At 32.8% G+C, this 24,189-nt stretch carries 20 protein-coding genes; 6 read left to right on the plus strand and 14 right to left on the minus strand.

The window, feature by feature from the left end; all coding sequences use genetic code 11:
* Nucleotides 1-36: 36 nt before the first annotated feature.
* From KKQ79_RS07035 to katG, 4 genes are all read right to left on the minus strand, one after another.
* Entirely contained in the window at nt 37-537 is a 501-nt protein-coding gene (locus tag KKQ79_RS07035) for a hypothetical protein (RefSeq protein WP_213189529.1), read from the minus strand.
* A gap of 1 nt (nt 538) precedes the next feature.
* Nucleotides 539-1,162: a hypothetical protein gene (locus KKQ79_RS07040; RefSeq protein WP_213189530.1), complete on the minus strand. Its 624-nt coding sequence runs from the start codon at nt 1,160-1,162 to the stop codon at nt 539-541.
* Nucleotides 1,152-1,652: an RNA polymerase sigma factor gene (locus KKQ79_RS07045; RefSeq protein WP_213189531.1), complete on the minus strand. Its 501-nt coding sequence runs from the start codon at nt 1,650-1,652 to the stop codon at nt 1,152-1,154. Before KKQ79_RS07045 ends, KKQ79_RS07040 begins: the two co-directional genes overlap by 11 nt.
* A 126-nt stretch (nt 1,653-1,778) precedes the next feature.
* Entirely contained in the window at nt 1,779-3,953 is a 2,175-nt protein-coding gene (gene katG / locus KKQ79_RS07050; RefSeq protein ID WP_284070069.1) for a catalase/peroxidase HPI, read from the minus strand.
* 290 nt (nt 3,954-4,243) lie between these two features.
* Between katG and KKQ79_RS07055 the strand changes: the two genes are divergently transcribed.
* Nucleotides 4,244-5,767 carry a S41 family peptidase gene (locus tag KKQ79_RS07055; protein ID WP_213189533.1) on the plus strand — a complete coding sequence of 508 codons (1,524 nt, stop codon included), beginning with the start codon at nt 4,244-4,246 and terminating at the stop codon, nt 5,765-5,767.
* Between the two features lie 19 nt (nt 5,768-5,786).
* On the opposite strand, the gene KKQ79_RS07060 is transcribed toward KKQ79_RS07055, so the two are convergent.
* From KKQ79_RS07060 to KKQ79_RS07075, 5 genes are all read right to left on the minus strand, one after another.
* Nucleotides 5,787-7,508, minus strand: a complete 1,722-nt coding sequence (locus KKQ79_RS07060) for a TonB-dependent receptor plug domain-containing protein (protein ID WP_250131208.1) — start codon at nt 7,506-7,508, stop codon at nt 5,787-5,789.
* Between the two features lie 189 nt (nt 7,509-7,697).
* Nucleotides 7,698-8,174, minus strand: coding sequence for a carboxypeptidase-like regulatory domain-containing protein (locus KKQ79_RS13895; RefSeq protein ID WP_250131209.1), 477 nt, complete (start codon nt 8,172-8,174; stop codon nt 7,698-7,700).
* Nucleotides 8,175-8,556: 382 nt separating this feature from the next.
* Nucleotides 8,557-10,542, minus strand: a complete 1,986-nt coding sequence (gene hutU / locus KKQ79_RS07065) for a urocanate hydratase (protein WP_213189534.1) — start codon at nt 10,540-10,542, stop codon at nt 8,557-8,559.
* Nucleotides 10,543-10,764: 222 nt separating this feature from the next.
* On the minus strand, nt 10,765-11,493 hold the full coding sequence (locus KKQ79_RS07070) for a nitroreductase family protein (protein WP_250131210.1): 729 nt from the start codon (nt 11,491-11,493) through the stop codon (nt 10,765-10,767).
* A gap of 2 nt (nt 11,494-11,495) precedes the next feature.
* Nucleotides 11,496-12,146, minus strand: a complete 651-nt coding sequence (locus tag KKQ79_RS07075) for a protein-L-isoaspartate(D-aspartate) O-methyltransferase (RefSeq protein ID WP_213189535.1) — start codon at nt 12,144-12,146, stop codon at nt 11,496-11,498.
* Between the two features lie 266 nt (nt 12,147-12,412).
* On the opposite strand from KKQ79_RS07075, the gene KKQ79_RS07080 reads away from it, so the two are divergent.
* From KKQ79_RS07080 to KKQ79_RS07100, 5 genes are all read left to right on the plus strand, one after another.
* Nucleotides 12,413-13,375: a Gfo/Idh/MocA family protein gene (locus tag KKQ79_RS07080; RefSeq protein ID WP_069796860.1), complete on the plus strand. Its 963-nt coding sequence runs from the start codon at nt 12,413-12,415 to the stop codon at nt 13,373-13,375.
* A 168-nt stretch (nt 13,376-13,543) separates the two neighbouring features.
* Entirely contained in the window at nt 13,544-14,452 is a 909-nt protein-coding gene (gene bla / locus KKQ79_RS07085) for a class A beta-lactamase, subclass A2 (protein WP_213189536.1), read from the plus strand.
* A 110-nt stretch (nt 14,453-14,562) separates the two neighbouring features.
* The gene (locus KKQ79_RS07090) at nt 14,563-15,456 is read left to right on the plus strand and encodes a 3-hydroxyacyl-CoA dehydrogenase family protein (protein WP_213189537.1); all 894 of its coding nucleotides are present in this window, start codon (nt 14,563-14,565) and stop codon (nt 15,454-15,456) included.
* 42 nt (nt 15,457-15,498) lie between these two features.
* On the plus strand, nt 15,499-16,821 hold the full coding sequence (locus KKQ79_RS07095; protein WP_213189538.1) for a hypothetical protein: 1,323 nt from the start codon (nt 15,499-15,501) through the stop codon (nt 16,819-16,821).
* A 46-nt stretch (nt 16,822-16,867) separates the two neighbouring features.
* On the plus strand, nt 16,868-17,110 hold the full coding sequence (locus KKQ79_RS07100) for a hypothetical protein (RefSeq protein WP_069796870.1): 243 nt from the start codon (nt 16,868-16,870) through the stop codon (nt 17,108-17,110).
* Between the two features lie 42 nt (nt 17,111-17,152).
* Here the strand turns inward: KKQ79_RS07100 and KKQ79_RS07105 are convergent, their stop codons facing one another.
* From KKQ79_RS07105 to KKQ79_RS07125, 5 genes are all read right to left on the minus strand, one after another.
* Nucleotides 17,153-17,551 carry an META domain-containing protein gene (locus KKQ79_RS07105; protein ID WP_213189539.1) on the minus strand — a complete coding sequence of 133 codons (399 nt, stop codon included), beginning with the start codon at nt 17,549-17,551 and terminating at the stop codon, nt 17,153-17,155.
* A 76-nt stretch (nt 17,552-17,627) separates the two neighbouring features.
* The gene (gene pheT, locus KKQ79_RS07110; RefSeq protein ID WP_213189540.1) at nt 17,628-20,060 is read right to left on the minus strand and encodes a phenylalanine--tRNA ligase subunit beta; all 2,433 of its coding nucleotides are present in this window, start codon (nt 20,058-20,060) and stop codon (nt 17,628-17,630) included.
* A gap of 225 nt (nt 20,061-20,285) precedes the next feature.
* Nucleotides 20,286-21,416 carry a DNA polymerase III subunit beta gene (dnaN, locus tag KKQ79_RS07115; protein WP_069796875.1) on the minus strand — a complete coding sequence of 377 codons (1,131 nt, stop codon included), beginning with the start codon at nt 21,414-21,416 and terminating at the stop codon, nt 20,286-20,288.
* A gap of 72 nt (nt 21,417-21,488) precedes the next feature.
* On the minus strand, nt 21,489-22,121 hold the full coding sequence (locus KKQ79_RS07120) for a hypothetical protein (protein WP_213189541.1): 633 nt from the start codon (nt 22,119-22,121) through the stop codon (nt 21,489-21,491).
* 109 nt (nt 22,122-22,230) lie between these two features.
* Nucleotides 22,231-24,024, minus strand: coding sequence for a TonB-dependent receptor plug domain-containing protein (locus KKQ79_RS07125; RefSeq protein ID WP_213189542.1), 1,794 nt, complete (start codon nt 24,022-24,024; stop codon nt 22,231-22,233).
* Nucleotides 24,025-24,189 lie beyond the last annotated feature (165 nt).

Here is a 24,189-nt window from a genome sequence, read left to right on the forward strand (position 1 = left end):
TTTTTGGGGGCAGTCCAATTTCGAGAGGTTTTTATTTTAAACAGTTGCGGCTGTGGTTGCTACGCTTCCATCATCTTGAGAACTAAAATAATTGACTACATGAATAATACTAAGCAAAGTAATAGCATCTAAATCTTGCTCTAAAGCAATTTCATAGTGAAATTTAAAATCTTTCCATTTAAAATTTCTTTTCAGATGAAAGTACACTTTTTCGTTTTCGTCTTTCATGACCAAAATATTGCTGTACCATTTTTCTCTTTTGATGATAAAATGCTTTTCGACATCTATTAAATTGGTTAAAATAATATTGCCTTTCCAATCCATTTTAAATTTCAGTAAAACCCTTTCATATTCTATAACTTCTACAGAAGTTGTCCAAAAACCTTTGGTATCAGTTTTAAAAATTTTTGAACCGATATGAATTTCTGCTTTGGTAGAATACCATTTTGGATAGATTAATTCACCTAAAATTTCTTGATTTTCGTTTTCTAGAATAAAATTTCTAGAATTTTGTGATGTTGCGGTGTAGGTTTTCATGTTATTCTTCGTCTAATTGGTTAAGAATATTTTTAATTTTTTTGTAATATTTCCCGTAATAATGATTGATAACAAATTCCATAAAAAGAACCACCAATCCAAGCAAGAAAGCTACCATGAAGAATAAAACTCCGAATAATTTCAGAAAATCTGCATCTTTCAAATGGAAAATATCTTGACCAGTAGTGTTAAAATGCATCCCAAAATACAATCCTAAAGCCATACCCAGAAACATCATGATAAAAGTAAGTGCTCTGTAGAGTTCTATGAAAAGTCTTAATTCATAAGCAAACCACATCAGATTTTTTCTGCTGTCATAAGACAAATTGTAGCTTTGCTTGTAAAATCTGTAAAATTTCAAGGTGTAATAAAGCATGAAACCAACCATCAACACGTAAAACAACGCAAAAATAGAAATACTCTGAAAATCCCATTCGTTTCTTTTCGCATAAGGTACAAAACCAATTAATACCGTTAAAACCGCCTGAGAAATAAGGTCGAATTTCATATTTCTTCGCACTTTGTCAATAGGATTATGTGCTTCTTTTATTTTATCTAGATTTTGGGGTAACGAAACCTCGTTGTTTTCTTGGTTCCATTGTTCTTGTAATTTATCAAAATTCATAGCCGTAATTTTTAATAATTTGTTGTAATTTTTCTTTGGTTCGGTTGAGTTTTACACGTGCGTTAACTTCTGTAATCCCAAGATTGGTAGCGATTTCTTTATGACTTTGGCCTTCGAGAAATAAAAAAATCAGCGCTTTTTCTACAGGATTGAGTTCATGAACTGCTTTATAAAAAAATTCTAATTGTGTTTCTTTTTCGTCAGAATTTTCGTCTTGTACATCTATATTTTCGGTTAAAGAAGCATTATCGGTTTTCTTTTTTTCTTTGTTAAGAAAAGTAAGTGCTGTATTGATACTTACTCTGTATAACCAGGTAGAAAACTGACTTTTGCCTTCGAAATTTTGGTAAGATTTCCAGAGTTGATAGATGATTTCTTGAAACAAATCTTCTCTATCTTCCTTTCCTTCTACGTACATTTTAGAAATTTTGAAAATCATTCCTTTATGACTTTCTATTTTTTCTAAAAATTCTGATTCTAAAGTTTTCATTAATTAGCGTTTCTATGGAGTTAGTAAAGAAGTTGTAAAAATGTTACAAAAAAATTTTCTACCATGTACTAAAATAAAAAAACGGGCAATATTGCCCGTTTAAATAGTAATAAAAAACAAAAAAATTTATTTCAAATCAAATCTATCTGCATTCATGACCTTCGTCCAAACTTTGATGAAATCATTTACAAATTTCTCTTTGTTATCATCTTGCGCATATACTTCTGCATAAGATCTTAAGATAGAATTAGAGCCAAACACTAAATCTACTCTTGTTGCAGTGAATTTAGTAGCGCCAGATTTTCTATCTACAATATTGTATAGATTTTCTGCAACTGGCTCCCATTTGAAGTTCATGTCTGTAAGATTTACAAAGAAATCATTAGTCAAAACTCCCACTTTATCGGTAAATACACCATGCTGAGTTCCTCCGTAATTGGTTCCTAAAACTCTCATACCACCAATTAACACCGTCATTTCTGGAGCAGTAAGACCAAGTAATTGAGTTTTATCTAACATCAATTCTTCTGGAGTTACCACATAATCTTTTTTCAACCAGTTTCTGTATGCGTCGTGTAATGGTTCTAGCTCCTCGAAAGATTCTACATCTGTTTGTTCTTGTGTAGCATCTCCTCTTCCTGCTGCAAAAGGAACTTTTACATCAAAACCTGCATCTTTAGCTGCTTGTTCTACTGCTGCACTTCCTCCTAGAACGATTAAATCTGCAATGCTTACTTTTTTATCTAAAGTTGACTGAATTTCTGTAAGTTTATTTAAAACTTTTTCTAATCTTGCCGGTTCGTTTCCTTCCCAGTTTTTCATAGGCTCTAGTCTAATTCTAGCACCATTTGCACCACCTCTGAAATCAGAACCACGGAAAGTTCTCGCAGAATCCCAAGCTGTATTGATGAGTTCTGTTCTCGTTAATCCAGAATTAAGGAGTTTAGCTTTTAAATCTTCGATTTCAGCATCAGAAAGCGTGTAATCTACTGTAGGAATTGGGTCTTGCCAAATTAAATCTTCGGCAGGAACATCTGCTCCTAAGTATCTAGATTTAGGACCTAAATCTCTGTGGGTTAATTTAAACCAAGCTCTTGCAAATACTTCTTGGAAATATGCTGGATTTTGGTGGAATTTCTCAGAAATTTTTCTGTATTCTGGGTCTACTTTTAGCGCCATATCTGCATCTGTCATCATAGGATTTCTACGAACATTAGGATTATGTGCATCTAGTGGTTTATCTTCCTCAGCAATGTTTACTGGTTCATATTGCCAAGCTCCAGCTGGACTCTTGGTTAATTGCCAATCATACTTGAATAATAAATCAAAGAAACCATTATCAAATCTTGTAGGATGTGTAGTCCAAGCTCCTTCAATACCAGAAGTTACCGTATTACCAGCTGCACCTTTAGGATTTATCCATCCAAAACCTTGATTTTCTAGACCTGCTTCTTCTGGATCTGGTCCTAATGTAGAAGCATCACCGTTTCCGTGTGCTTTGCCTACAGTGTGACCACCTGCAGTAAGTGCTACCGTTTCCTCGTCATTCATTGCCATTCTCTTGAAGGTAATACGCATATCTCTAGCAGTTTTCAATGGATCTGGATTCCCGTCTACCCCTTCTGGATTTACATAAATTAATCCCATCATTACCGCTGCTAAAGGATTTTCTAAATCTCTTTCTCCAGAATAACGGCTACCTTCGCTACCAGTTGGCGCTAACCATTCTTTTTCACTTCCCCAATAAATATCTTTTTCTGGGTGCCAAATATCTTCTCTGCCACCAGCAAACCCGAAAGTTTTAAGTCCCATAGATTCATAAGCCATGTTACCTGCTAGAATCATAAGGTCTGCCCAAGAAAGTTTGTTTCCGTATTTTCTTTTGATTGGCCAAAGCAATCTTCTCGCTTTATCTAAGTTAGCATTATCAGGCCAAGAATTAAGTGGTGCAAAACGTTGGTTTCCTGTGTTTGCTCCACCTCTTCCATCTGCTACTCTATACGTTCCAGCAGAATGCCAAGCCATTCTAATCATTAAACCGCCATAGTGTCCCCAATCTGCAGGCCACCAATCTTGGCTTTCGGTCATTAAATTTTTTAAATCTGTTTTTACGGCTTCTAAATCTAATTTCTTAAATTCTTCTGCATAATTGAATTCTTCTCCTAGAGGATTGGTTTTCTTGTCATGCTGATGAAGAATATCAAGATTTAAAGCTTTAGGCCACCAACTCATTACTGATTGGTCACTGCCTGTATTTGCACCATGCATTACAGGGCATTTCCCTGAATTCCCTAATGACATTCCTGCCACTGGAATTGGGTTTTCTTCATTTTTACTGTGAATAGTTTCTCCTTGATGAGGTTTGTTTTCTTTTGGTAATTCATGATGTGGAAATGGACATTTCCCTTGCTCTGATGTACTCATATTGATTATTTTTTGTCAAAATTAAAAGTTTAATGGTGTTGTGAAGTATAATTTCAATTCATTAAAAAAATTCGAGTTATAGATTTTGACAATCAAAAATAAAATTTCAATAAATTATAACTATTGATATTCTTTTTAAAAAATCTTATTTTTGAACAAATAAATTTATGAAAAAAATTGCATTCCTCCTCTTAATTTTAACTCTAAATTCTTGTATTTCAGTAAAAAAGTACAATGAAAGACTTGAAAAGCCCATTTCCAGCGAAAAGCTAAAACAAGATATAGATTACGCCTATCTAAAACTTCAAAAACTTCATCCTACTCTATATACTTATATTCCCAAAGAGAAATTAGATTATAAATTTGACAGTCTTAAAAACACGATTCGTGAACCATTAAAGCCTTTAGAATTTTATTTTAAACTCGCACCGGTTGTTGCTGAAGTGAGACAAGGTCATTTAAGATTGGTTCCGCCCGAGAAAAAACTTACCAAGAAGGAAATTAAAAAACTCAAAGAACAAAAAGGACTTCTAGGAAGGTTATCTTATTATGTAGAAAACGACAAACTCTATGTAAAAGACAACCCAGAAAAAGTTGCCAATATCAAAAACGGTTCAGACATCATTGCCATTAACAATTTAGAAACCAAAAAACTACTTAAAAAATACGAACCACTTATCACCAGTGATGGCTACAACACCACCTATCAAAAATATTCGATGGCGAGAAGATTTCCTACTTTTTTCACGGTAGAATATGGAATAATGGACAGCGTGAAAATAGATTTAAAATCCGAAAATACCCTTGACCAAAAAATTGTTACCCGAGAAAAAAAATCAAAAGAAGATAAAAAGAAGGAAAAAACCGATAAAAAACCTACTGAAGAAAAGAAAACCAAAGACTACAATCCAGTGACCAAAAGTTTCAATAGAAATTTGAAATTTTTAGAAAAAGACAGCAGTGTAGCGTACATCAAAATCAAAACATTTTCGGGGACTTATTCTCAAAAATTTTACAGAGAAACTTTTCGAGAAATCAAAAAGGCAAAATCCAAGTACCTCATCTTAGACATCAGAGATAATTTGGGTGGTTCTCTTGCTGAAATTACCAATTTGTACAGCTATTTAGCAAAAGATAAATTTAGATTCATTAATGACTTTGAGATTGCTAATAGAACTTCCATTACTCAAGCTGATTATTTTTCGCACTTTCCAAATTATCTGAAACCGATTGCTGCAATAGGATATTTACAATCTAAATTAACCAGTTTATTGATGGTTCGTCATAAAAACGATAAATACTTTTTAAAATCTCAGAACATTTTCACCCCGAAAAAGCCTAAAAAAGATGCTTTCGAAGGGGAAATTTATGTACTCATCAACGGAAGCAGTTTTTCTGCATCTTCTATAATTTCTGCAAAATTAAAAAACGACAAGCGCGCCATGATTATAGGAGAAGAAACGGGTGGCGCCAATGACGGAACAGTTGCTGGAATCTACAGTACTGAAAAACTGCCAAATTCTAAACTAAAATTGCCGATTGGTTTGTTTTTAGTTCAGCCCAATATAGAATTCACTCATACCATGAAAGGTGTAACTCCAGATGTAGAAATAAAACCTACTTTTCAACAAATTCTGGAACGAAAAGATGTAGAATTAGAATGGATTCTAAAAGAAATCAAAGGAAAATAAACCTTGAAGGTTTGAGTTTTTAGAATTCAAATATAAATCCGAAATAAGGAAGTGGCATATTTCTGTCAGATTCTCCTACATCTAACAAATAATACTGTTGATCTTGTGGAGCATTAGGATTGGCAATAATTCCGTTATCCGAAGCATCTCTTTGCAGATTTACCACTGGCAAATTGCTGGCGTTTTTAGAACCATATACATTCACTACATCCATATAAAATGTAAATTGCCATTTGCTGAAAATCCATTTTTTCTCTGCTCTAATGTCTAATTGATGCGCTACATTTCCTATCAAAGTATTTAATTGTGCAAAATTAGAAACTGGACCATTGGCAATGTTCCAAATATTAACCAAAGCACTTCTGTTTAAATCATAAGGCGTTTCTGGCAAACCAGATTGCAATCTAAATCTTGCACCTACATTCCAATTTCTATTAAAATATTTTCCTGTAGTTAAAGAAAGGATATGTTTAGAATCCCAACTTGAAGGCAATAAATCTCCATTAGCATTAGAAAATTTAGAATTCCCAAAAGTATAGGCTACAATTCCGTAGAAATTGTTCAAAGTTCTTTTTTGAGCTAAAACTTCAAAACCATACGTTTCTCCGAAACCTCTAGAATCTACAGGTTCATTTCCTACCACTCCGAAACCTCCACCTAAATTCGCTAGAGAAATTTGGTTTCTGAGTGAGAAAGGATAGTTTTTATATTTTTTATAGTAACCTTCTACGGTAATTCTTAAATTGTCTTTTCCATTAAATTCTAAACCACCCACTAAATGTGCATTTCTGATGTATTTTAAAGTATTTTCATTCACCAAAGCATCATTCAGTTTTAGTCCTAAACTCGTGTAAGCTGGAAGTTGATAGAAAATCCCTGTATTAAAATTAAACGCCCAATTTTCTGCAAATTTATAATTCAATGAAAATCTTGGAGAAAATTGTTCTAAAGGATTATTGGTTAAATCAGAATAATTGCTTGCATCTAATCTCGCACCTAGTGAAACTTGTACTTTATTTTCGAAAAATTTCTTCGCCGTTTGTAGATACAATCCATATTGAACAAGATTTAATTCAGAGTTTATCACATCAAAATCTACCGAATTTTGATTGACTTGTTTCACGGTAGAATCATTGGTATACTTTGCGAAATTAATATTGGTTCCCGCGCTGAATTGATAATCATTCCAACTGAAATTTCTGTCAATTCTCAATTTATTTTCGGCTTCTCTAGACTGATAATTGTACAATAAATTATCTGGAGTTTCTATATTTCTGTAATATTTAATCACTTGATTATCGAGCATATTTCGGCTCAACGTAAATAACCAGTTTCCGTTTTCCACCAAATGTCTATAACCAGCTCCAAAAGTATAATTCCACTGTGGTGAATTAGGCAATCTGTCTATCAAAGTTAGATTATTAAGTGTTTTTTTAGCATCAAAATTATATTCAAATTGGTCTTTTGCTCCTAAACCTATGAAATACAATTCGTCACCAGATTTATATTTTTTAGACACTTTGAATGTTGCATCATAATAACTTGGCAAAAAAGGCAAACCAATTCCTTTGAACAGCAACTGAAGATTAGATTTTCTCACAGAAAATAATCCGCTCCATGATTGGTCTTTGCTCAGCGGTCCATCCATCATCAATTGTAAATCATCAAGACCTACAATCGCTTTGTAACCTAGTTTATCTTTTCTAGCTTGTTTTAAATTAAATTCAAAAAGCGAAGACAAAACGCCATTTCTCTTTGCAGGAAAAGCACCGCTATAAAAATCTACATCTTTGATGAAATCTACGGTGATAATTCCTCTTGGTCCACCACTTGCTCCTTGCGTTTGGAAGTGATTAATTACAGGAACTTCAATTCCATCAATGTAAAATTTATTTTCTGCAGAACTTCCTCCACGGATAAAAAGGTCATTTCAGAAAGTTGCTGTACTTCCCACTCCTGGAAAACTTAAAATTGCTTTAGAAACATCACGGTTAGAACCTGCATTTTTTTGCACTTCTTCGCTTGTAATATTTCTAAGGGAAATTGGGGATTCTGCTGTGGTTTTGTATAATTTTTTAGTTAAAGTAACTTCCTGAATTTGTTTTGCTGATTTATTTAATCCGATAGAAAACGTAAGATTTTGATTCGGAACTACGTTGATATCATTCAGAAAACCAACATCATAACCTTCAGAAAAGATTTCGAAATTGTAATTTCCTGACATTAAATCTGTAATAGAAACACTTCCGTTTCCAGTAAAAGTTTGTTCAAAATTTTGAATTTTTACCGTTGCAGAAATCGGTTTTTTAGAAAATTCATCAAAAACCGAGATGGTAACACTTCCTACTTGTGCCAAAACTACTGTGGTCACTAATAAAAGTAAACTGGTAATTAATTTTTTATACATCAAAATATATTTTTTAGTAAAAATAAAACATTTGTTTAGAAAATACGATAAGAAATAGAAATGACGCTTATTGAAAGCGTCATTTCCCCTTAAAAACAACCATTATAAAACTATGAAATTATGGAAGAATGACCTTGTCAATCACATGAATAATTCCATTGAGCAAAAAACAACTTAAGCACTAATGATGAAAAATAACTTTATTTAATCATTAATAGCATTAAAATTCTTTTTTCAAAATTAGTAAATTAATTATTTAATTAATTATTTTTAGTATAGAATTTTACTATAATAGTTATTTATAAAAAACTCCCTTATTAAAAAGGAAGTTTAAAATATTGAAAATCTGAAATTTATCTTATAAAACAATTTCATTTTAAGTTTAAAATAAACTCTCATCCACAAAATTCGGCAACGTCACTTTCAAGTTCGGCTCTGCTTCCATTGCGCGTTTTATGGCAAAGATTGCACCTTCATTTCTAGCCCAACTTCTTCTGGAAATTCCGTTGTTTACATCCCAAAAAAGCATTGATTTTAATCTTCGGTCGGCATCTTCAGAACCATCCAATAACATTCCGAAACCACCATTAATCACTTCTCCCCAACCAACTCCACCTCCATTGTGAATTGAAACCCAAGTTGCACCTCGGAAACTGTCGCCAATTACATTATGAATCGCCATATCTGCTGTAAAACGGCTTCCGTCATAAATATTAGACGTTTCTCTGTAAGGTGAATCTGTTCCAGAAACATCGTGATGATCCCTTCCCAAAACAACAGGGCCAATTTCTCCATTTTTAATGGCTTGATTAAATTTTTCGGCAATTTTCATTCTACCTTCTGCGTCGGCGTAGAGAATTCTCGCTTGTGAACCAACAACCAAATTATTTTCTTGCGCTCCTTTAATCCAAGTAATGTTGTCTTGCATTTGTTGCTGAATCTCTTCTGGAGAATTTTTCATGATTTCTTCTAAAACTTCGCAAGCGATTTCATCGGTTTTTTGTAAATCTTCAGGTTTTCCTGAAGCACAAACCCAACGAAACGGTCCAAATCCGTAATCAAAACACATCGGTCCCATTATATCTTGAACATAACTTGGATATTTAAACTCTCTTCCCAAAGTTGGGTTTTCTGCCAAAACATCGGCTCCAGCTCTAGAACATTCAAGCAGAAAAGCGTTTCCATAATCAAAGAAATACGTTCCTTTTTCGGTGTGTTTATTAATTGTAGCAGCGTGTCTTCTTAAACTTTCCTGAACTTTTTCCTTGAATAATTCTGGATTTTCCGCCATCATCTTATTGGAATCTTCAAAAGAAATTCCGACAGGATAATAACCTCCAGCCCAAGGATTGTGTAGCGAAGTTTGGTCGCTTCCGATATCAATTTTTAAATTTTCTTGTTCAAACTTTTCCCAAACTTCTACCACATTTCCGAGATAAGCCAAAGAAACAGTTTCTTCATTTTCTTGTGCTTTTCTTACTCTAGCAACTAATTCATCTAGATTTTCATGAATTTCATCAACCCATTTTTGTTCGTGACGAATTTTGGTAATTTTAGGATTCACTTCGGCACAAACCGTGATACAACCTGCAATATTTCCTGCTTTTGGTTGAGCTCCAGACATTCCGCCTAAACCAGAAGTTACAAAAAGTCCTCCTTTTGGTGATTTTTTAATTTTTCTAAAAGCATTCAGAACCGTAATCGTAGTTCCGTGCACAATTCCTTGCGGACCAATGTACATATAACTTCCTGCGGTCATTTGTCCATATTGCGAAACTCCCAAAGCGTTAAATTTCTCCCAATCATCTGGTTTAGAATAATTTGGAATCACCATTCCGTTCGTTACTACTACTCTTGGAGCATCTTTATGACTTGGAAATAAACCAAGAGGATGCCCAGAATACATCACCAAAGTTTGTTCGTCTGTCATTTCTGACAAATATTTCATAGTCAAAAGATATTGCGCCCAATTTTGGAAAACCGCCCCATTTCCACCGTAAGTTATCAATTCATGAGGATGTTGCGCCACTGCATAACTCAAATTATTTTGAATCATGAGCATAATAGATTTCGCCTGTAAAGAATTCCCTGGATATTCTGAAATTGGTCTTGCATACATTTCGTAATCTGGACGAAAACGATACATGTAAATTCTACCATATTTCTCTAACTCTTCACGAAATTCTGGCAACAATTCTGCATGAAATTTCGGTTCAAAATAACGTAAAGCATTCTTTAGCGCTAACTTTTTCTCTTCTTCATTGAGAATTTCTTTACGTTTCGGAGCATGATTAATTTGAGGTTCGTATGGTTTTGGTTGAGGAAGTTCGGTTGGAATTCCTTGTTGTATCTGTTGTTGGAAAGTCATTTTTAATTTAGATTTTTAATTATAAATTTTAGATGTAATTATTCTAAAAATATAAGTTCTTAAAGATATTAAAATTGAAAAATAAAAACCAAATTTCTATAAAAAAGATAGCGTTCCTACGGAACGCCACTTAAAACAATATTATTTTCTACACAGATATTGTTCCTACGGAACAAAACTTTAAAAATATTCAACAATAAAATTTCAATTTAAAATCAAAATTTATAATCTTTTATAAACCTCTTCAAAATCCACTCTCATTCTATCGCCCCAAACTCCTTTTTCATCTCTTATTCCGCAAGAAACTATCATATTAATTTCTGCACCAAAAGGTAAATTGAGAATCTTTTTCACTCTTCTGCTGTCAAAACCTTCCATCGGACAAGTATCATAACCTTCATTGCTCATCGCCAACATGAAGGTTTGCGCCGCCAAAGCACACGTTTTATGTACTACTACTCTCGCATCATTTTCTGAAACTTGATAGGTAATTGGTCTGAAAACACCAATCACATTGACTAAAATTTTTCTAAAAATTCCTAGAATTCCTAGAAATTTAGAATACAAAAACGGCATTACTTTTCCGTAATACATTTGCCAACGCTTGATTCGTTTTTCTTGTTTTTCCGGAGGTGTATTTTTCAAGACGTTTTGCGTTTCTAGTTCTGCCATTTTTTTGGCTCTTTTTCTGTGCAAATCTTGTCGCGTCACGAAAACCACCATTTGTTTTGCAGTAGCTGCTGCTTCCTGACTCAAACAAGCAACCGCCAATTTTTTTAAAATTTCTGGCTCAGTAACGTGGTAAAATTCCCACAGTTGCATATTAGAAGAATTGGGCGATAAAGTAGCCAATTCTATACAATGTTTCACCTTTTCTGAATCTATTTCTACATTTTGATAATGCCTTACAGAACGGCGGTAATGAACGATATCTTCAAAAGTTTTCATCATTTTTATTTATTTCTATCCTGCAACATCGGAACGAATTTATACGCTCCGAATTCTTCTTTTTCAAATTCTTTTTCAGAAATTTTGGTAAATCTATAGAGAATCTGTTCGTCTGTTTTTCCCATAGGAATGACCATTTTTCCTCCTATTTTGAGTTGTTTCAACAGTTCTACAGGAAGAATTTCTGCTCCACAAGTCACCAAAATTTTATCAAAAGGCGCAAAAGTAGGCAAACCTAAAAATCCATCGCCAAAACTTTGAAATTTCGGACGAAGATGCATTTCACGCAGTTTTTTTTGGGCAAAATCGTGTAAATCTTTTTGTCTTTCTACGGTGTAAACAAAAGCATTCATGGTGACCAAAACCGCAGTTTGATACCCACAACCTGTACCAATTTCCAGAATTTTTTCCTTTTCCTGAACTTCTAACAATTCGGTTTGTTCGGCAACAGTAGAAGGATGCGAAATGGTTTGATTAGCCGCAATAGGAAATGCCCTGTCTTCATAAGCAAAATCCTCAAAAACACTTTCTAAAAAAAGATGACGCGGAACTTCATTCATGGCTTTTAACACATTTTCATCTGAAATTCCAATTTTTTCGCGTAGATATTCTACTAAAATTTTACGTTTTCCTTTATGTACAAATGAGTCCTGCATTTCACAAAAATACTTGAAAAGTTTTTAAACGCAAAGATTTATTTTTGATTTCGCTTAATTTTTAAGTCGCTTCGCTCAGCAATGTTCGCAAAGGTGAAAATCAAAGATTTTCTATACAAAATGAACGCTGAATTTATATAAATTTGTGTGCTTTGCAATTCATCTTTGATGAATCTTTGCATATCTTAAAAATATTTTAAAAGTATTTAAAGAAATTCTTTGCGAACTTTGCGTTAATCAATTAAATTTGAAGAAACAAAATTTCTATGTTAAAGGCAGGTTTAGTAGGTGCTGGTCACCTTGGAAAAATTCACTTAAGACTTCTTAATCAATCAGATAAATATGAACTCGTAGGTTTTCACGACAAAGATGTAGAAAACGGAAAAAAACTAGAAGCAGAGTTCGGATACAAATATTTTGAAAATTTCGATGATTTATTGGCGGAAATAGACATGTTAGACATCGTTACGCCTACTGTTTATCATTACGATTATGCCATGAAAGCCATAGAAAAAGGGCTTCATTTTTTTATAGAAAAACCAGTAACCCAAACACTGAAACAAGCGGAAGAAATTCTCTATAAATGCAGAGAAAACGGCATAAAAGCACAAGTAGGACACGTAGAAAGATATAATCCAGCGTTTATTGCGACCAAAGATTTCATCCAAAATCCTATGTTCATCGAAATTCACCGATTGGCAGAATTTAATCCGAGAGGAACAGATGTTTCGGTGGTTCTGGATTTGATGATTCACGACTTGGACATTTTGCTTTCTATTGTAAAATCTAAGGTGAAAAACATTCACGCAAGTGGAGTTTGCGTGGTTTCTAAAACACCGGATATTTGTAATGCGAGAATTGAGTTTGAAAACGGTTGCGTAGCGAATTTGACTACTTCTAGAATTTCGATGAAAGCGATGAGAAAATCTCGTTTTTTCCAACAAGATGCTTATATTTCTGTAGATTTCTTGGAGAAAAAAGCGGAAGTCATCAGAATGAAAGAAGCTCCAGAACATCCTACCGATTTTGACATGATTATCGAAAATGCAGATGGTGAAAAATCTCAAATTTTATTTGAATATCCTAACATTCAACCGAATAATGCAATTTTAGACGAGTTGAATTCTTTTGCTGATGCGATTAATGAAAACCGTGAAGTAGAAGTTTCATTAGAAGACGGAACAGAAGCGCTGAAAGTAGCTTTGGAGATTATGAAGTTGATTTCGTAATTTGTCTGGATGATGGAAGCTGGAAGCTGAAAGTCTTAAAAATAGAATAAACAAAGTTTGTCTTTCCGAAGGAATCTATACAAAACAATTTTACCACGATATTTAGATTCCTCCGGAAATCGAAGATTCTACGGAGTCAATGACAAACTAATCGCATAAAATTTTAAAATGAAAAAACTCACCATACTTTTTCTACTCATCTCCATTTTTAGTTGTGCACAAAAAGCCGAACTGAAAAAAGAAATTTCTAAAATTACCGAAGGAAAAAAAGCTACAGTTGCGGTTTCTGTTTTGGGAATAGATTTTCCATTTCAATACAACAACAATAATGCAGAGAAAAAACTTCCGATGCAAAGTGTTTTTAAATTTCATATTGCTTTGGCGGTTTTGGACTTGGTAGATCAAGGTAAACTTTCGCTTGACCAAAAAGTTTTCATCAAAAAATCTGAATTGTTACCTCAAACTTGGAGTCCAATTCGTGAGAAAAATCCCGAAGGAAATTTTGAAATAACTTTAGGTGAAGCTCTAAAATGGATGGTTTCAGAAAGTGATAATAATTGTACTGATATAATTTTAAGATTAATTGATGGAACAAAAACGGTTCAAAATTTTCTTGACGATAAAAAAATTAAAAACACACAAATAAAATTTAATGAAGAAGATTGCCATAAAATCCTTAATCTTCAATATCAGAATTATACCACTACAAAATCAGCAAACAATACTTTAAAAGTTTTTTTTGATAAAGAATTAATTTCAAAAAACTCTACCAATTTTCTTTATAAATTAATGGTAGAAACATCAACTGGTAAAAATCGTTTAGTTGCAGGAATTCCCAAAGGAACAGAAGTTGCACATAGAACGGGAACGTCTTTTACAGAAAATGGAATTACTCCTGCTATAAATAATATTGGAATTGTTACTTTACCAAATGGAAAAAAATACGCTATAAGTGTTTTTGTAAGCGACTCCAAAGAAAACTTTGGTGTAAATGAAAAAATAATTTCGGATATTTCTAAAGTGGTTTATGAAAGTTTGAATAAGCCGAAATCTGGGTTCTTTTTTAATTGGAAATAAATAATTTAGATTAACTTCGTCGAACTACTTCATTAGGTTTCCTACGGAATGACAAACTAAACGCACAAATAAAATCTTGAATTTTGAATTTTAAATATTGAATTAATTATATGAACAAAAACATCGTCGTAATAGGAGCTGGAACCATGGGAAACGGAATTGCCCATACTTTTGCTCAAACTGGTTTTAAAGTAAATTTGGTAGATGTAAAACAAGAGAATTTAGATAGAGCACTTTCTATTATTTCAAAAAATCTTGACAGAATTATTGCCAAAGGAAACCTTACCGAAGAACAAAAAGCCGAAACTCTGGGAAATATTTCAAAGTTTACCCAACTTTCAGATGCTTGTGGAAACGCAGATTTAATAGTAGAAGCTGCAACAGAAAACCAAGAATTAAAACTCAAAATCTTTCAACAAATGGATGAATTTGCGCCAGAAAATTGTATTCTCGCCACCAATACTTCATCTATTTCTATCACTAAAATTGCTTCGGCTACAAAGCGTCCAGAAAAAGTAATCGGAATGCACTTTATGAATCCAGTTCCGATTATGAAATTGGTAGAAATCATCAAAGGTTATTCTACTTCTAAAGAAACTTTTGATGCGATTTTTGAAATGTCTAAAACGCTAGGAAAAGTTCCTGTAGAAGTGAACGATTATCCTGGTTTTGTGGCCAACAGAATTCTAATGCCAATGATTAACGAAGCGATTGAAACCCTTTACAACGGAGTTGCTGGTGTAGAAGAAATTGATACCGTAATGAAACTAGGAATGGCTCATCCAATGGGACCACTTCAGTTGGCAGATTTCATAGGATTAGACGTTTGTTTGGCAATTCTCAATGTTATGTATGACGGATTCAAAAATCCTAAATATGCTCCAAATCCACTCTTAGTGAATATGGTAACTGCAGGAAAATTAGGTGTAAAATCAGGCGAAGGTTTCTATGACTATTCAGAATCTAAAAAAGCAGAAAAAGTAGCAAAAATGTTTGTGAAATAAACCTCAACTTAAACCTTTCTCCTAAAGGAGAAGGACTTTATTATGCGAAACCGAACTCAAGAAAAATATTTAAAAATCTCAGTATTCGTCATTACTTTGGTGATGATTATTTTGCGTTTTTTGCTCAACGAAAAAGGAAGAGTCACACCAGATTCTATCCGTTTTATGAGACAAGCTCACGTTTTTCCAGAAATCGACAATACTACTGCTCCTCTACTTTATCCTTTATTCATAAAGGTTTTCACTGTGTTTACAGATGAATTTTGGTCAAGTAAAATTTTGGGAATATTGTGTTATCTTTTCATGGTGTTTTTCGGTTGGAAAAAGAAATTTTATTGGCGAGAAAGCCTTTTAGTTGGGGCGTTATTCTCTATGATTTCCTTGTTTGCAGCTACACTTAGCGAAACATTATTCTTGCCCTTTTTATTCGTATTTTTCTATGTGGCAAGAAATGTTTTATTGGAGAAATATTCTAAAATTCTGAGCGTTTTGTTATTGAGTCTATCCGTTATTTTGCTTTTTAACATTCGTTATAGCGGTTTGTTTTTCATGGGTGGATTATTCGCTTTTGGAGTGCTGAATTACAAGAAAAATTTCGCAAAATTTTACATTATTTCGAGTATTATTGGACTTATTTATGTTGCAGGTTATAAACTCTTCTTCATTGATGTTTTTAACCAAAATTACGTCAATAAATTTCTAGAAATTGGCTTAAAACCAACTTCATTGCTCGTAAAAGAGTTCTTTTTAGCTATCGGAACTAGTTTCAATCCTTTCATACATATTCTCAATCCAAATGGTGGAATTCTGAATGTAGGAATTCTGGGTATTGGCTTTTTGAATATTGCATTTTTTACCTTTATTTTCATCAAAAATAAACTTTCGGCAACCGAAAAAATGATGGTTTTCTTATCGATATTCGGGATGATTTGTTCGTTTTTGATTCAGTATTTTTATCAAACAGATCCTTTAGATTATCGATTATTGGCGCCGTTTACTTTCGGAATTTGGCTGGTTTATTTCAAAAAACTTCATCAAATTTTTGGAAAATTGGTTTTTGCCATCGCTTTTTTAAGTTTAATGACAGGTTTTGTGTTCAGTTGGCTTTCCAGAGGTAATTATTTGGAAAACAGAAAACAAATGAAGGAATTTTTGGTTAAAGAAAAACTTATGGACAGTAAAATTTACTATTACCGACCAATAAAAGACGAAAATTTCAGCAGTTCTAAAATTTCTGAAATCATCAGCACGATAAACCCAAGAGTTTACATCACCGAAAAACCTGAAGATTCTTTGAAAAAAGAAGTTTTAACAAAATTTAAGATAGAATCTAAAGTGAAAATGAACAAAAACAAATTTCAATAAATAAATTTCATTAACTTTGTACTTAAGAAATTAAAATTCTAAAAATATGAAACTCCCTAAATTTTTAATGGCAGATAATTCTGAATTTCCAGAAGATTTATTTGTAGTACACACAGAATACCCAAGATTCATCCTAAACGTAGAAGAAGAAGAGGTAGAATGGTTAGATGATCTAGAAGGTGACGACGAAGAAACCATCGCTAACGAAGCTACTCAAGTAGTAGAACAAGCATTCAAATGGTGCGATGAAGAGTTAGCTAAGTATGATGACGAAGAAGATGAAGACTAAATCATAAAAGAATCCTCGAAGTAATTTTCGAGGATTCTTTTTTTATTGTTTCTTAAATTTCAATAGCAATAAATTATCTTTATAAAGTTCTAAATAACCTTCATTAACTACATATTTATTCACTTGTTCTAACACTGTGAAATAACTTTGCTCAGTCATCATATTATCACAAGCCATTTTAGTAGCTCCTACATTTCCTACATCAAAAGTCCCAGTTGAAGTGGTAATCACCACATCAGAAAAATAGTTATTGCAACCACCATTTCCTGTAATTCTCTTTCCTTCTATTACTAAAGTAGGTGCTTTCGCTCCTGAAAAATTATTATCTACCAAAGTCCATTTTGTATTGGCTACAGATTCTTGTTTAGAACCAATTTTAGAAATTGTAGCACACGAAATCATAGTTGTAGAAATCACAAGTGCCCAAAATATTTTTTTCATATGAAGATATTTATTATTCAAATGTAAGAAAAAAGTCGAGATTTCTATTCTCATCTCGACTTAAATTTTTACTAAATTATCTTAATTCTGCGCTGAATTCTTTTTGGAAATTCTTAATCAGCGAGTTCATTACTTCTGTAATTTCTTTGTCTTCTAAGGTTTTCTCCTCGTTCAACAACTCGAAACTCATCGCGTAAGATTTCTTGCCTTCTGGTAAGTTTTTTCCTTCGTAAACGTCGAATAGATTGATATTTTTCAAGAATTTAGATTTATTTTTTCTTGCCGAAGCATATAAATCTGCATAAGAAACATTTTTATCTACCAATAGCGCTAAATCTCTTCTGATTTTATTGAATTTCGGAATATCTACGAATTTGAAATTATCTGTTTTTCTAAGCGCTTGACAAGTTTCTAACTCTATTTCTGCATAGAAGCAATCTTGGTCTATATCAAATTCTTTCAACAGTTTAGGAGATACTTTTCCTAATCTGACAATGGTTTTTCCGTTTGCTGTAATTTCTAAAGCATCACCGAATCTTTCATCTTCTAAAGATTTTTCTTCTGTTACAAGATTTAATCGATCAAGAAGCACTTTTACATAACCTTTTAACATGTAAAAATCAGAGGCAGATTTTGGCATCAACCAGTTTTCTGCATACGTTCTACCCGTTGTAAGCAATGCTAATTGTTTTCTTTCCTCATACTTTTTTTTCCTTTGGTCAAGATACGCTTCGCTTGATTCGAACTTGTGATAAATTTTACCCAATTCGAAGAATTTGATGTCTGGATTTTTACGGTTAATATTGTATACTGCATTTCCTAAAAGCCCTTCTAATAAAGATTTTCTCATAAAAGCTAAATCTCCACTCAAAGGATTTAAGAGTTTTACAGCATTGGTTTCATCTTTAACAGAAGTAAGAGAATTGTTCATCACTTCATTGAAACCATTGCTTTGAAGCGTTCTTGCCCAAGAATTTTCTAGTTCGTCTTGGTCATTTACACTTAGTTTTACTGGAGTAAATGCTATTTTTTGAGGTGCATCTACTTTATTATAACCGTAAATTCTAAGAATTTCTTCTATCACGTCTATTTCTCTGGTAACATCTGCTCTGTAAGCCGGAACCGATAATTCTAAACCATCTGGAATATCATTAAGAACAGAAATTTCTAGAGACTTTAAAATTTCTTTTACTTTTTCTCTGTGAATTTTAATTCCTAAAATTTTATCAAGTTGAGAATATCTAAAAATAACTTTAGTGTCTTCTATTTTTTTAGGATAAAATTCTAAAAGATTTCCTACTTTTTTACCACCTGAGATTTCTTCAATCATTTTGATGGCATGAGTAATTGTAGTTCTGGTATTGTTAGGGTCTACTCCACGTTCGAAACGGAAAGAAGCATCTGTATTTAAACCATGAGCTTTAGCCGCTTTTCTAATCGCTACTGGATTGAAATATGCGGATTCTAAGAAAATTGTAGTTGTAGATTCAGAAACGCCACTGTCATTTCCTCCGAAAACCCCGCCAATACACATTGGCTTATTGTTTCCGTCTTTAATCATGATTTCTGAACCATTAAGCGTTCTTTCTACTCCATCAAGAGTTACAAACTTAGTTCCTGCATCATTTACGCCTACTTTTACTTTTTTACCAGCAATTTTATCTGCATCAAAAGCGTGAAGAGGTTGACCAAAACCATGTAAAATATAATTGGTAATGTCTACTACATTATTAATTGGCGAAAGACCGATGGCTTTTAATCTGTCTTTCAACCATTCTGGAGATTCTGAAATTTTTACATTTTCGATTACAGCACCAATATATCTTGGGCATAATGCTTCATCTTCTACTTCCAGTTCAAAACCATGTTCTCCTTCTGTATTCACTAAAGCTGTAGAAACTTTTTCGAATTCAGATTTTAAACCATTGGTTGAAAGAAAAGCATGTAAATCTCTTGCTACACCATAGTGAGACATTGCGTCTGTTCTGTTTGGTGTTAAGCCAATTTCGTAAACCTCATCATTGGTTAAATTAAAATATTTTGCAAAAGGTTCTCCTACTTGGTAGATTTCTTCGTCTAGAACCATAATTCCACCGTGATCGTCTGAAAGTCCTAATTCATCTTCTGCACAAATCATTCCTTGAGATTTTTCTCCACGAATTTTTGCTTCTTTCATTTCGAAAGCAGTGCCGTCTTTAGCATAGATTTTAGTACCAATTACAGCAACAGGAACGGTTTGACCAGCAGCAACATTAGGAGCGCCACAAACAATTTCTAAAATTTGGCCACCACCAATATCTACAGTAGTTTTTTTGAGTTTATCTGCATTAGGATGTTGTTCGCAAGTCAAAACTTTACCTACTACGATTCCTTCTAAACTGCCTTTTACAGATTCAAATTTTTCTATTCCTTCTACTTCAAGACCAATATCTGTAAGAAAAGCACCAATTTTATCTGTTGCTAAATCTGTTTTAATAAAGTCTTTTAACCAATTGTTTGAGATTTTCATTTTTTAAAAAGGTTTGAGATTTGAGATTTGAGATTTGAGATATCAAAAAACAAATAACTTTTATAAGTTTGCAAATATCGTGATTTTTTGAGAGATAAGGAAATTTTAGAATTGCAAATTAGGATTTGGATAAAGCCAAATTATAATTCAATAAAAAAGTCGTCTCGAAATTTCGGACGACTCTATTGATATTTTAATTTTTTACTTTTACCTTTTTACTTGGTATTACATTCCAATTACTGGCATAGAAAGCATTAAGATGTGTTCGTTTTCATCTAAACCATCTACTGGTTCTACAATTCCTGGTCTGTTTGGCTGAGACATTTTCATCGTGATGTCTTCAGAACCTAAAACAGATAACATTTCTGTTAAAAATTTAGAACTGAAACCGATGTTGATATCTTCACCTTTATAATCACAAGGAATATTCATATCTGCTTTGTTTGCATATTCTGTATCTTCTGCATGAAGATGCAATACATTACCAGAAAGCTTAAATCTAACTTGGTTGGTAGATTTGTTTGATAAAATACTCGCTCTTCTGATAGAACTTAGCAATAAGTTTCTGTTCACCGTCAAAACATTCGGATTTTCTTTAGGAATTACTGCAGAATAATTAGGATATTTCCCGTCAATTAGTCTACAAATCCAAATATTCTCTCCGAAAGTGAATTTCGCCATATTCTCATTAAACTCGATGGTTACTTCGTCATTAGAATTTGACAAAATATTTTTGAAAATAGACAAAGGTTTCTTCGGCATGATAAATTCTACCGCTTCTTTATTGGTAACATCCGTTCTTTTATACACCACTAATCTGTGAGAATCCGTAGACACGAAATTGGTTTCTTTTTCTGTAAATTGGAAAAGAACTCCCGTCATCACAGGTCTTAGAGAATCGTTGCTTGTTGCAAACAAGGTATTGCTTAGCGCATCTGCAAGAACTCCAGAAGCTAGCGTAACTTTTTGTGACGCATCAAATTCTGGTAATTCTGGATAATCTTCTGCATTATCTAGCGCTACTTCGTAATTGTCTTTCTCGTCTAAAATTTCTAAAAGACCACCTTCACCAGACTCAGAATCTTTTACTGAAAAAGTAAGCGGTTGGTCTCCAAAAGTTTTAATTAAATCTTGAAAAATTTTTGCAGGAACAGCAATTTTGCCTTGATCATCAGATTTTACAGCAAGAGAAGTAATAAGTGTGGTTTCGCCATCAGAAGCAGTTATTTTTAGAATTTCATTTTCTAATTCAAAAAGAAAATTTTCTAAAATGGGTCTTGACTGCGAACTAGAAATTACACCACTTACCACGTTAAGAGCTTTCTGTAATTCGCCACTTGCAACTATAAATTTCATAAATTAAAAAATTATTAAGTATACAAAGATACAATTTTGATAATAATAGACAAAGTCGAAAATCATTAAATTTTATTCAGTTTTCAACATTGAGAGAATATTGACTTTTCTGTAGTCATTTATTTTATGGTCAAAGATATCAGCAGAGTAATAAGTGATATTTACTTTTTTACCTACTAAATCTTGATATTTCTTTTCGAGTTCTATATTAGAATCTACATTAGAAATCCAATAAAATCTGGTTAAAATACCATTATCACCTTTCAAATAAAAAATAACGAAGGCATCCTTTTCTATTTTGGTGATTTCACCATTCATGAATTCCGCTGAATTTTCTTCTGCAGTAGACTCTTGAGCATATTCATCAGTAAGACCAGACTGGTCTACAAAATTGATAAAAGTATCTGCACATTCTGAAACCATGAGTATTCCCAATTTTTCGCCCAATTCTCCCATTTTTTCGTCATTGGTAATATCTTTGGACAAATCTATGCCGTATTCTTTTTTGATTTGTTCTTTGTAAGGTGTAGAAACTTTTATGAAACATAAGCCTAATTGCATCTGCATCATTTCTTTAGATTTTTTCTCCAATTTTATTTCTCCAATACATTTACAAGCATCTTGCGCTATTTTTTTCTTAAAATCTTCTTGAGAATAAGAGAACAATGAAAAGATGGAAAAGAAAAGAATAATAAGTTTTTTCATGGTTTTTCAAATGATTAATCCTTTGGTAAAAGTAACGAAATTTTTCTTTTTTAATGGGCATTTTCTATAAAAAAATCCCGAGAAAATATTTTTTCTCGGGATTTAAAAATTATAATTTAAATTGATAGGTAAAACCTAGATGAAACCACGTTCCGGGCATTTCTACCAGAGAAGTTTCGATGTATTTTACATTCGTAATGTTATTCACCAAAACGTAAAGGTTAAGTTGGTTTACAGTATAGTTTAATTTATTGTCTAATAGATTATAACTTCCAAGAGAAACTCTATCATTATGTCTGTAAATCAATTCATTCGAAAAATTCCCGAATTTATTTCTCAACTTCGCTACAAACTGATGCTTTAAATTGTCTAAAGAATATCTAGAAACAATATTGCTGGCTAATCTTTGATTATCTATGTACGTATAACCTACAGAAGTTCCAACCCATGAAGCGAACTGATAATCTGCTTCTAATTCTACACCTTTTGTTTCAATTTTCCCGATGTTTTGTGCAGTCCAAGGTGAAGTTGGCGTAGCTTTTTGCCAATCGATAGCGTTATCAGACTTTCTCCAAAACGCAGATGCTTTGAGCAAAGTTTTATTGGTTTTGAAAATATAACCGAACTCTCCTGTTAATGCTTCTTCGGCAACCAAATTTGCATTTCCTTGTTCAGAAGGACTCATGTAATACAAATCGGTGTAAGTAGGAATTCTATTCACTTTAGAAAAATTACCGAAAAATTTAGAATTTCCGTTGGTAAAACTTGCATCAATTCCTGGATAAAAATAGGTTTTATCATTACTGAAACTCGTGAAAGAAATTCCCGGAGTAATATTTAATTTTTCACCAAAAAACGACAGATGATGCTCTAGAAAAGCATTGGTAACGGTTCTTTCTCTGCTTCCTAATCGGTTACTTTCTAAAAATTCTTTTCTAACATCTACTCCCAATCCTGTAATTCCGAGTTCTGATTTGTAATTTACATTCGCATCAATTCCTACATTATTTCCGATGTGCATATTTCTGTATGCTGCAGGATTATTTCTGATGAATAAATACATATCTTGTGCTCTTCTCCAATACAAACGCGTTGCAAAACCTAGATTTTCGTTCACTTTTTTCTCTAGAGAAGCCGCCACTAAAGAAGTTTGCACTTCTTCATATTGATCTTTGAAAGCTGGTGAAGCATAAAAACCGTTGGCTCCGAACTTTTTTTCTTGAATTCCAGCTTGAAATTTCACATTCCCGTTTTCTATGTCAAATTGATTTTGATACCAGATATTTTTAATTTTATAATCGGTATTGTATCGATAACCATTTGATTCTGTATTATTAACCTGAATAAAATTTCTAAATTTTTCGCTGCCGAAATTTGCAGCAACACCGAAACCATGCGTAGAAAAATCCCCAACTTCACCATTAATCGTTAAATTGTTTTCTGCAGAAACTTTAGTTACAACATTTACCACACCTGCATAAGCTCCTTGTCCGTATCTTCTTGCAGCAGGACCTTTTAAGATTTCAATTTTTTCTACAGAAGCTAAATCAAACGGAAAATTCATGGTATTGTGACCAGTTTGCGCATCATTCATTCTCACGCCATTTATCAAAACCAAAACTTGTTCAAAAGAACTTCCTCTGAGAGAAATATCGGTCTGAACGCCATTTGCACCACGTTTTCTGATATCTGCACCTGTATAATAGGCAATTACTTCTTCAATGCTTTGAGCGGGACTATTCTGAATTTCAGATTTTGTAATAACTGTGATATTTACATTAGATTTTTTGAAAGGCATATTCACCAGTTTACCAGTTAATTCTACCTCATCAATTGTTCTTTCTTGCGCATGAACACTTACGAAAAGTGCCAACAGAGCTGCGCTTAAAATTGTTTTTTTCATATTTTAATTTTTCATAAAAAATCGGCCAAATTTATATGAAAAATTTAGAGTAAAAAAATTAAAATTCTTAAATTTTTTTACAAATAAAAAAGGACACAAAAAATATCTGTGTCCTTTATAGTTGCTAGATAAATACACTAGCTATCTCATTTTCATCAAATGTGT

The sequence above is a fragment of the Cloacibacterium caeni genome (genome assembly GCF_907163125.1).
GTDB lineage: Bacteria > Bacteroidota > Bacteroidia > Flavobacteriales > Weeksellaceae > Cloacibacterium > Cloacibacterium caeni_B.

Bases quoted from the DNA above. Each gene is read 5' to 3' on its own strand.
- KKQ79_RS07035 (WP_213189529.1), bottom strand. From the start codon at position 537: ATGAAAACCTACACCGCAACATCACAAAATTCTAGAAATTTTATTCTA.
- KKQ79_RS07040 (WP_213189530.1), bottom strand. From the start codon at position 1,162: ATGAATTTTGATAAATTACAAGAACAATGGAACCAAGAAAACAACGAG.
- KKQ79_RS07045 (WP_213189531.1), bottom strand. From the start codon at position 1,652: ATGAAAACTTTAGAATCAGAATTTTTAGAAAAAATAGAAAGTCATAAA.
- katG (WP_284070069.1), bottom strand. From the start codon at position 3,953: ATGTCATTAGGGAATTCAGGGAAATGCCCTGTAATGCATGGTGCAAAT.
- KKQ79_RS07055 (WP_213189533.1), top strand. From the start codon at position 4,244: ATGAAAAAAATTGCATTCCTCCTCTTAATTTTAACTCTAAATTCTTGT.
- KKQ79_RS13895 (WP_250131209.1), bottom strand. From the start codon at position 8,174: ATGTATAAAAAATTAATTACCAGTTTACTTTTATTAGTGACCACAGTA.
- hutU (WP_213189534.1), bottom strand. From the start codon at position 10,542: ATGACTTTCCAACAACAGATACAACAAGGAATTCCAACCGAACTTCCT.
- KKQ79_RS07070 (WP_250131210.1), bottom strand. From the start codon at position 11,493: ATGATGAAAACTTTTGAAGATATCGTTCATTACCGCCGTTCTGTAAGG.
- KKQ79_RS07075 (WP_213189535.1), bottom strand. From the start codon at position 12,146: ATGCAGGACTCATTTGTACATAAAGGAAAACGTAAAATTTTAGTAGAA.
- KKQ79_RS07080 (WP_069796860.1), top strand. From the start codon at position 12,413: ATGTTAAAGGCAGGTTTAGTAGGTGCTGGTCACCTTGGAAAAATTCAC.
- bla (WP_213189536.1), top strand. From the start codon at position 13,544: ATGAAAAAACTCACCATACTTTTTCTACTCATCTCCATTTTTAGTTGT.
- KKQ79_RS07090 (WP_213189537.1), top strand. From the start codon at position 14,563: ATGAACAAAAACATCGTCGTAATAGGAGCTGGAACCATGGGAAACGGA.
- KKQ79_RS07095 (WP_213189538.1), top strand. From the start codon at position 15,499: ATGCGAAACCGAACTCAAGAAAAATATTTAAAAATCTCAGTATTCGTC.
- KKQ79_RS07100 (WP_069796870.1), top strand. From the start codon at position 16,868: ATGAAACTCCCTAAATTTTTAATGGCAGATAATTCTGAATTTCCAGAA.
- KKQ79_RS07105 (WP_213189539.1), bottom strand. From the start codon at position 17,551: ATGAAAAAAATATTTTGGGCACTTGTGATTTCTACAACTATGATTTCG.
- pheT (WP_213189540.1), bottom strand. From the start codon at position 20,060: ATGAAAATCTCAAACAATTGGTTAAAAGACTTTATTAAAACAGATTTA.
- dnaN (WP_069796875.1), bottom strand. From the start codon at position 21,416: ATGAAATTTATAGTTGCAAGTGGCGAATTACAGAAAGCTCTTAACGTG.
- KKQ79_RS07120 (WP_213189541.1), bottom strand. From the start codon at position 22,121: ATGAAAAAACTTATTATTCTTTTCTTTTCCATCTTTTCATTGTTCTCT.
- KKQ79_RS07125 (WP_213189542.1), bottom strand. From the start codon at position 24,024: ATGAAAAAAACAATTTTAAGCGCAGCTCTGTTGGCACTTTTCGTAAGT.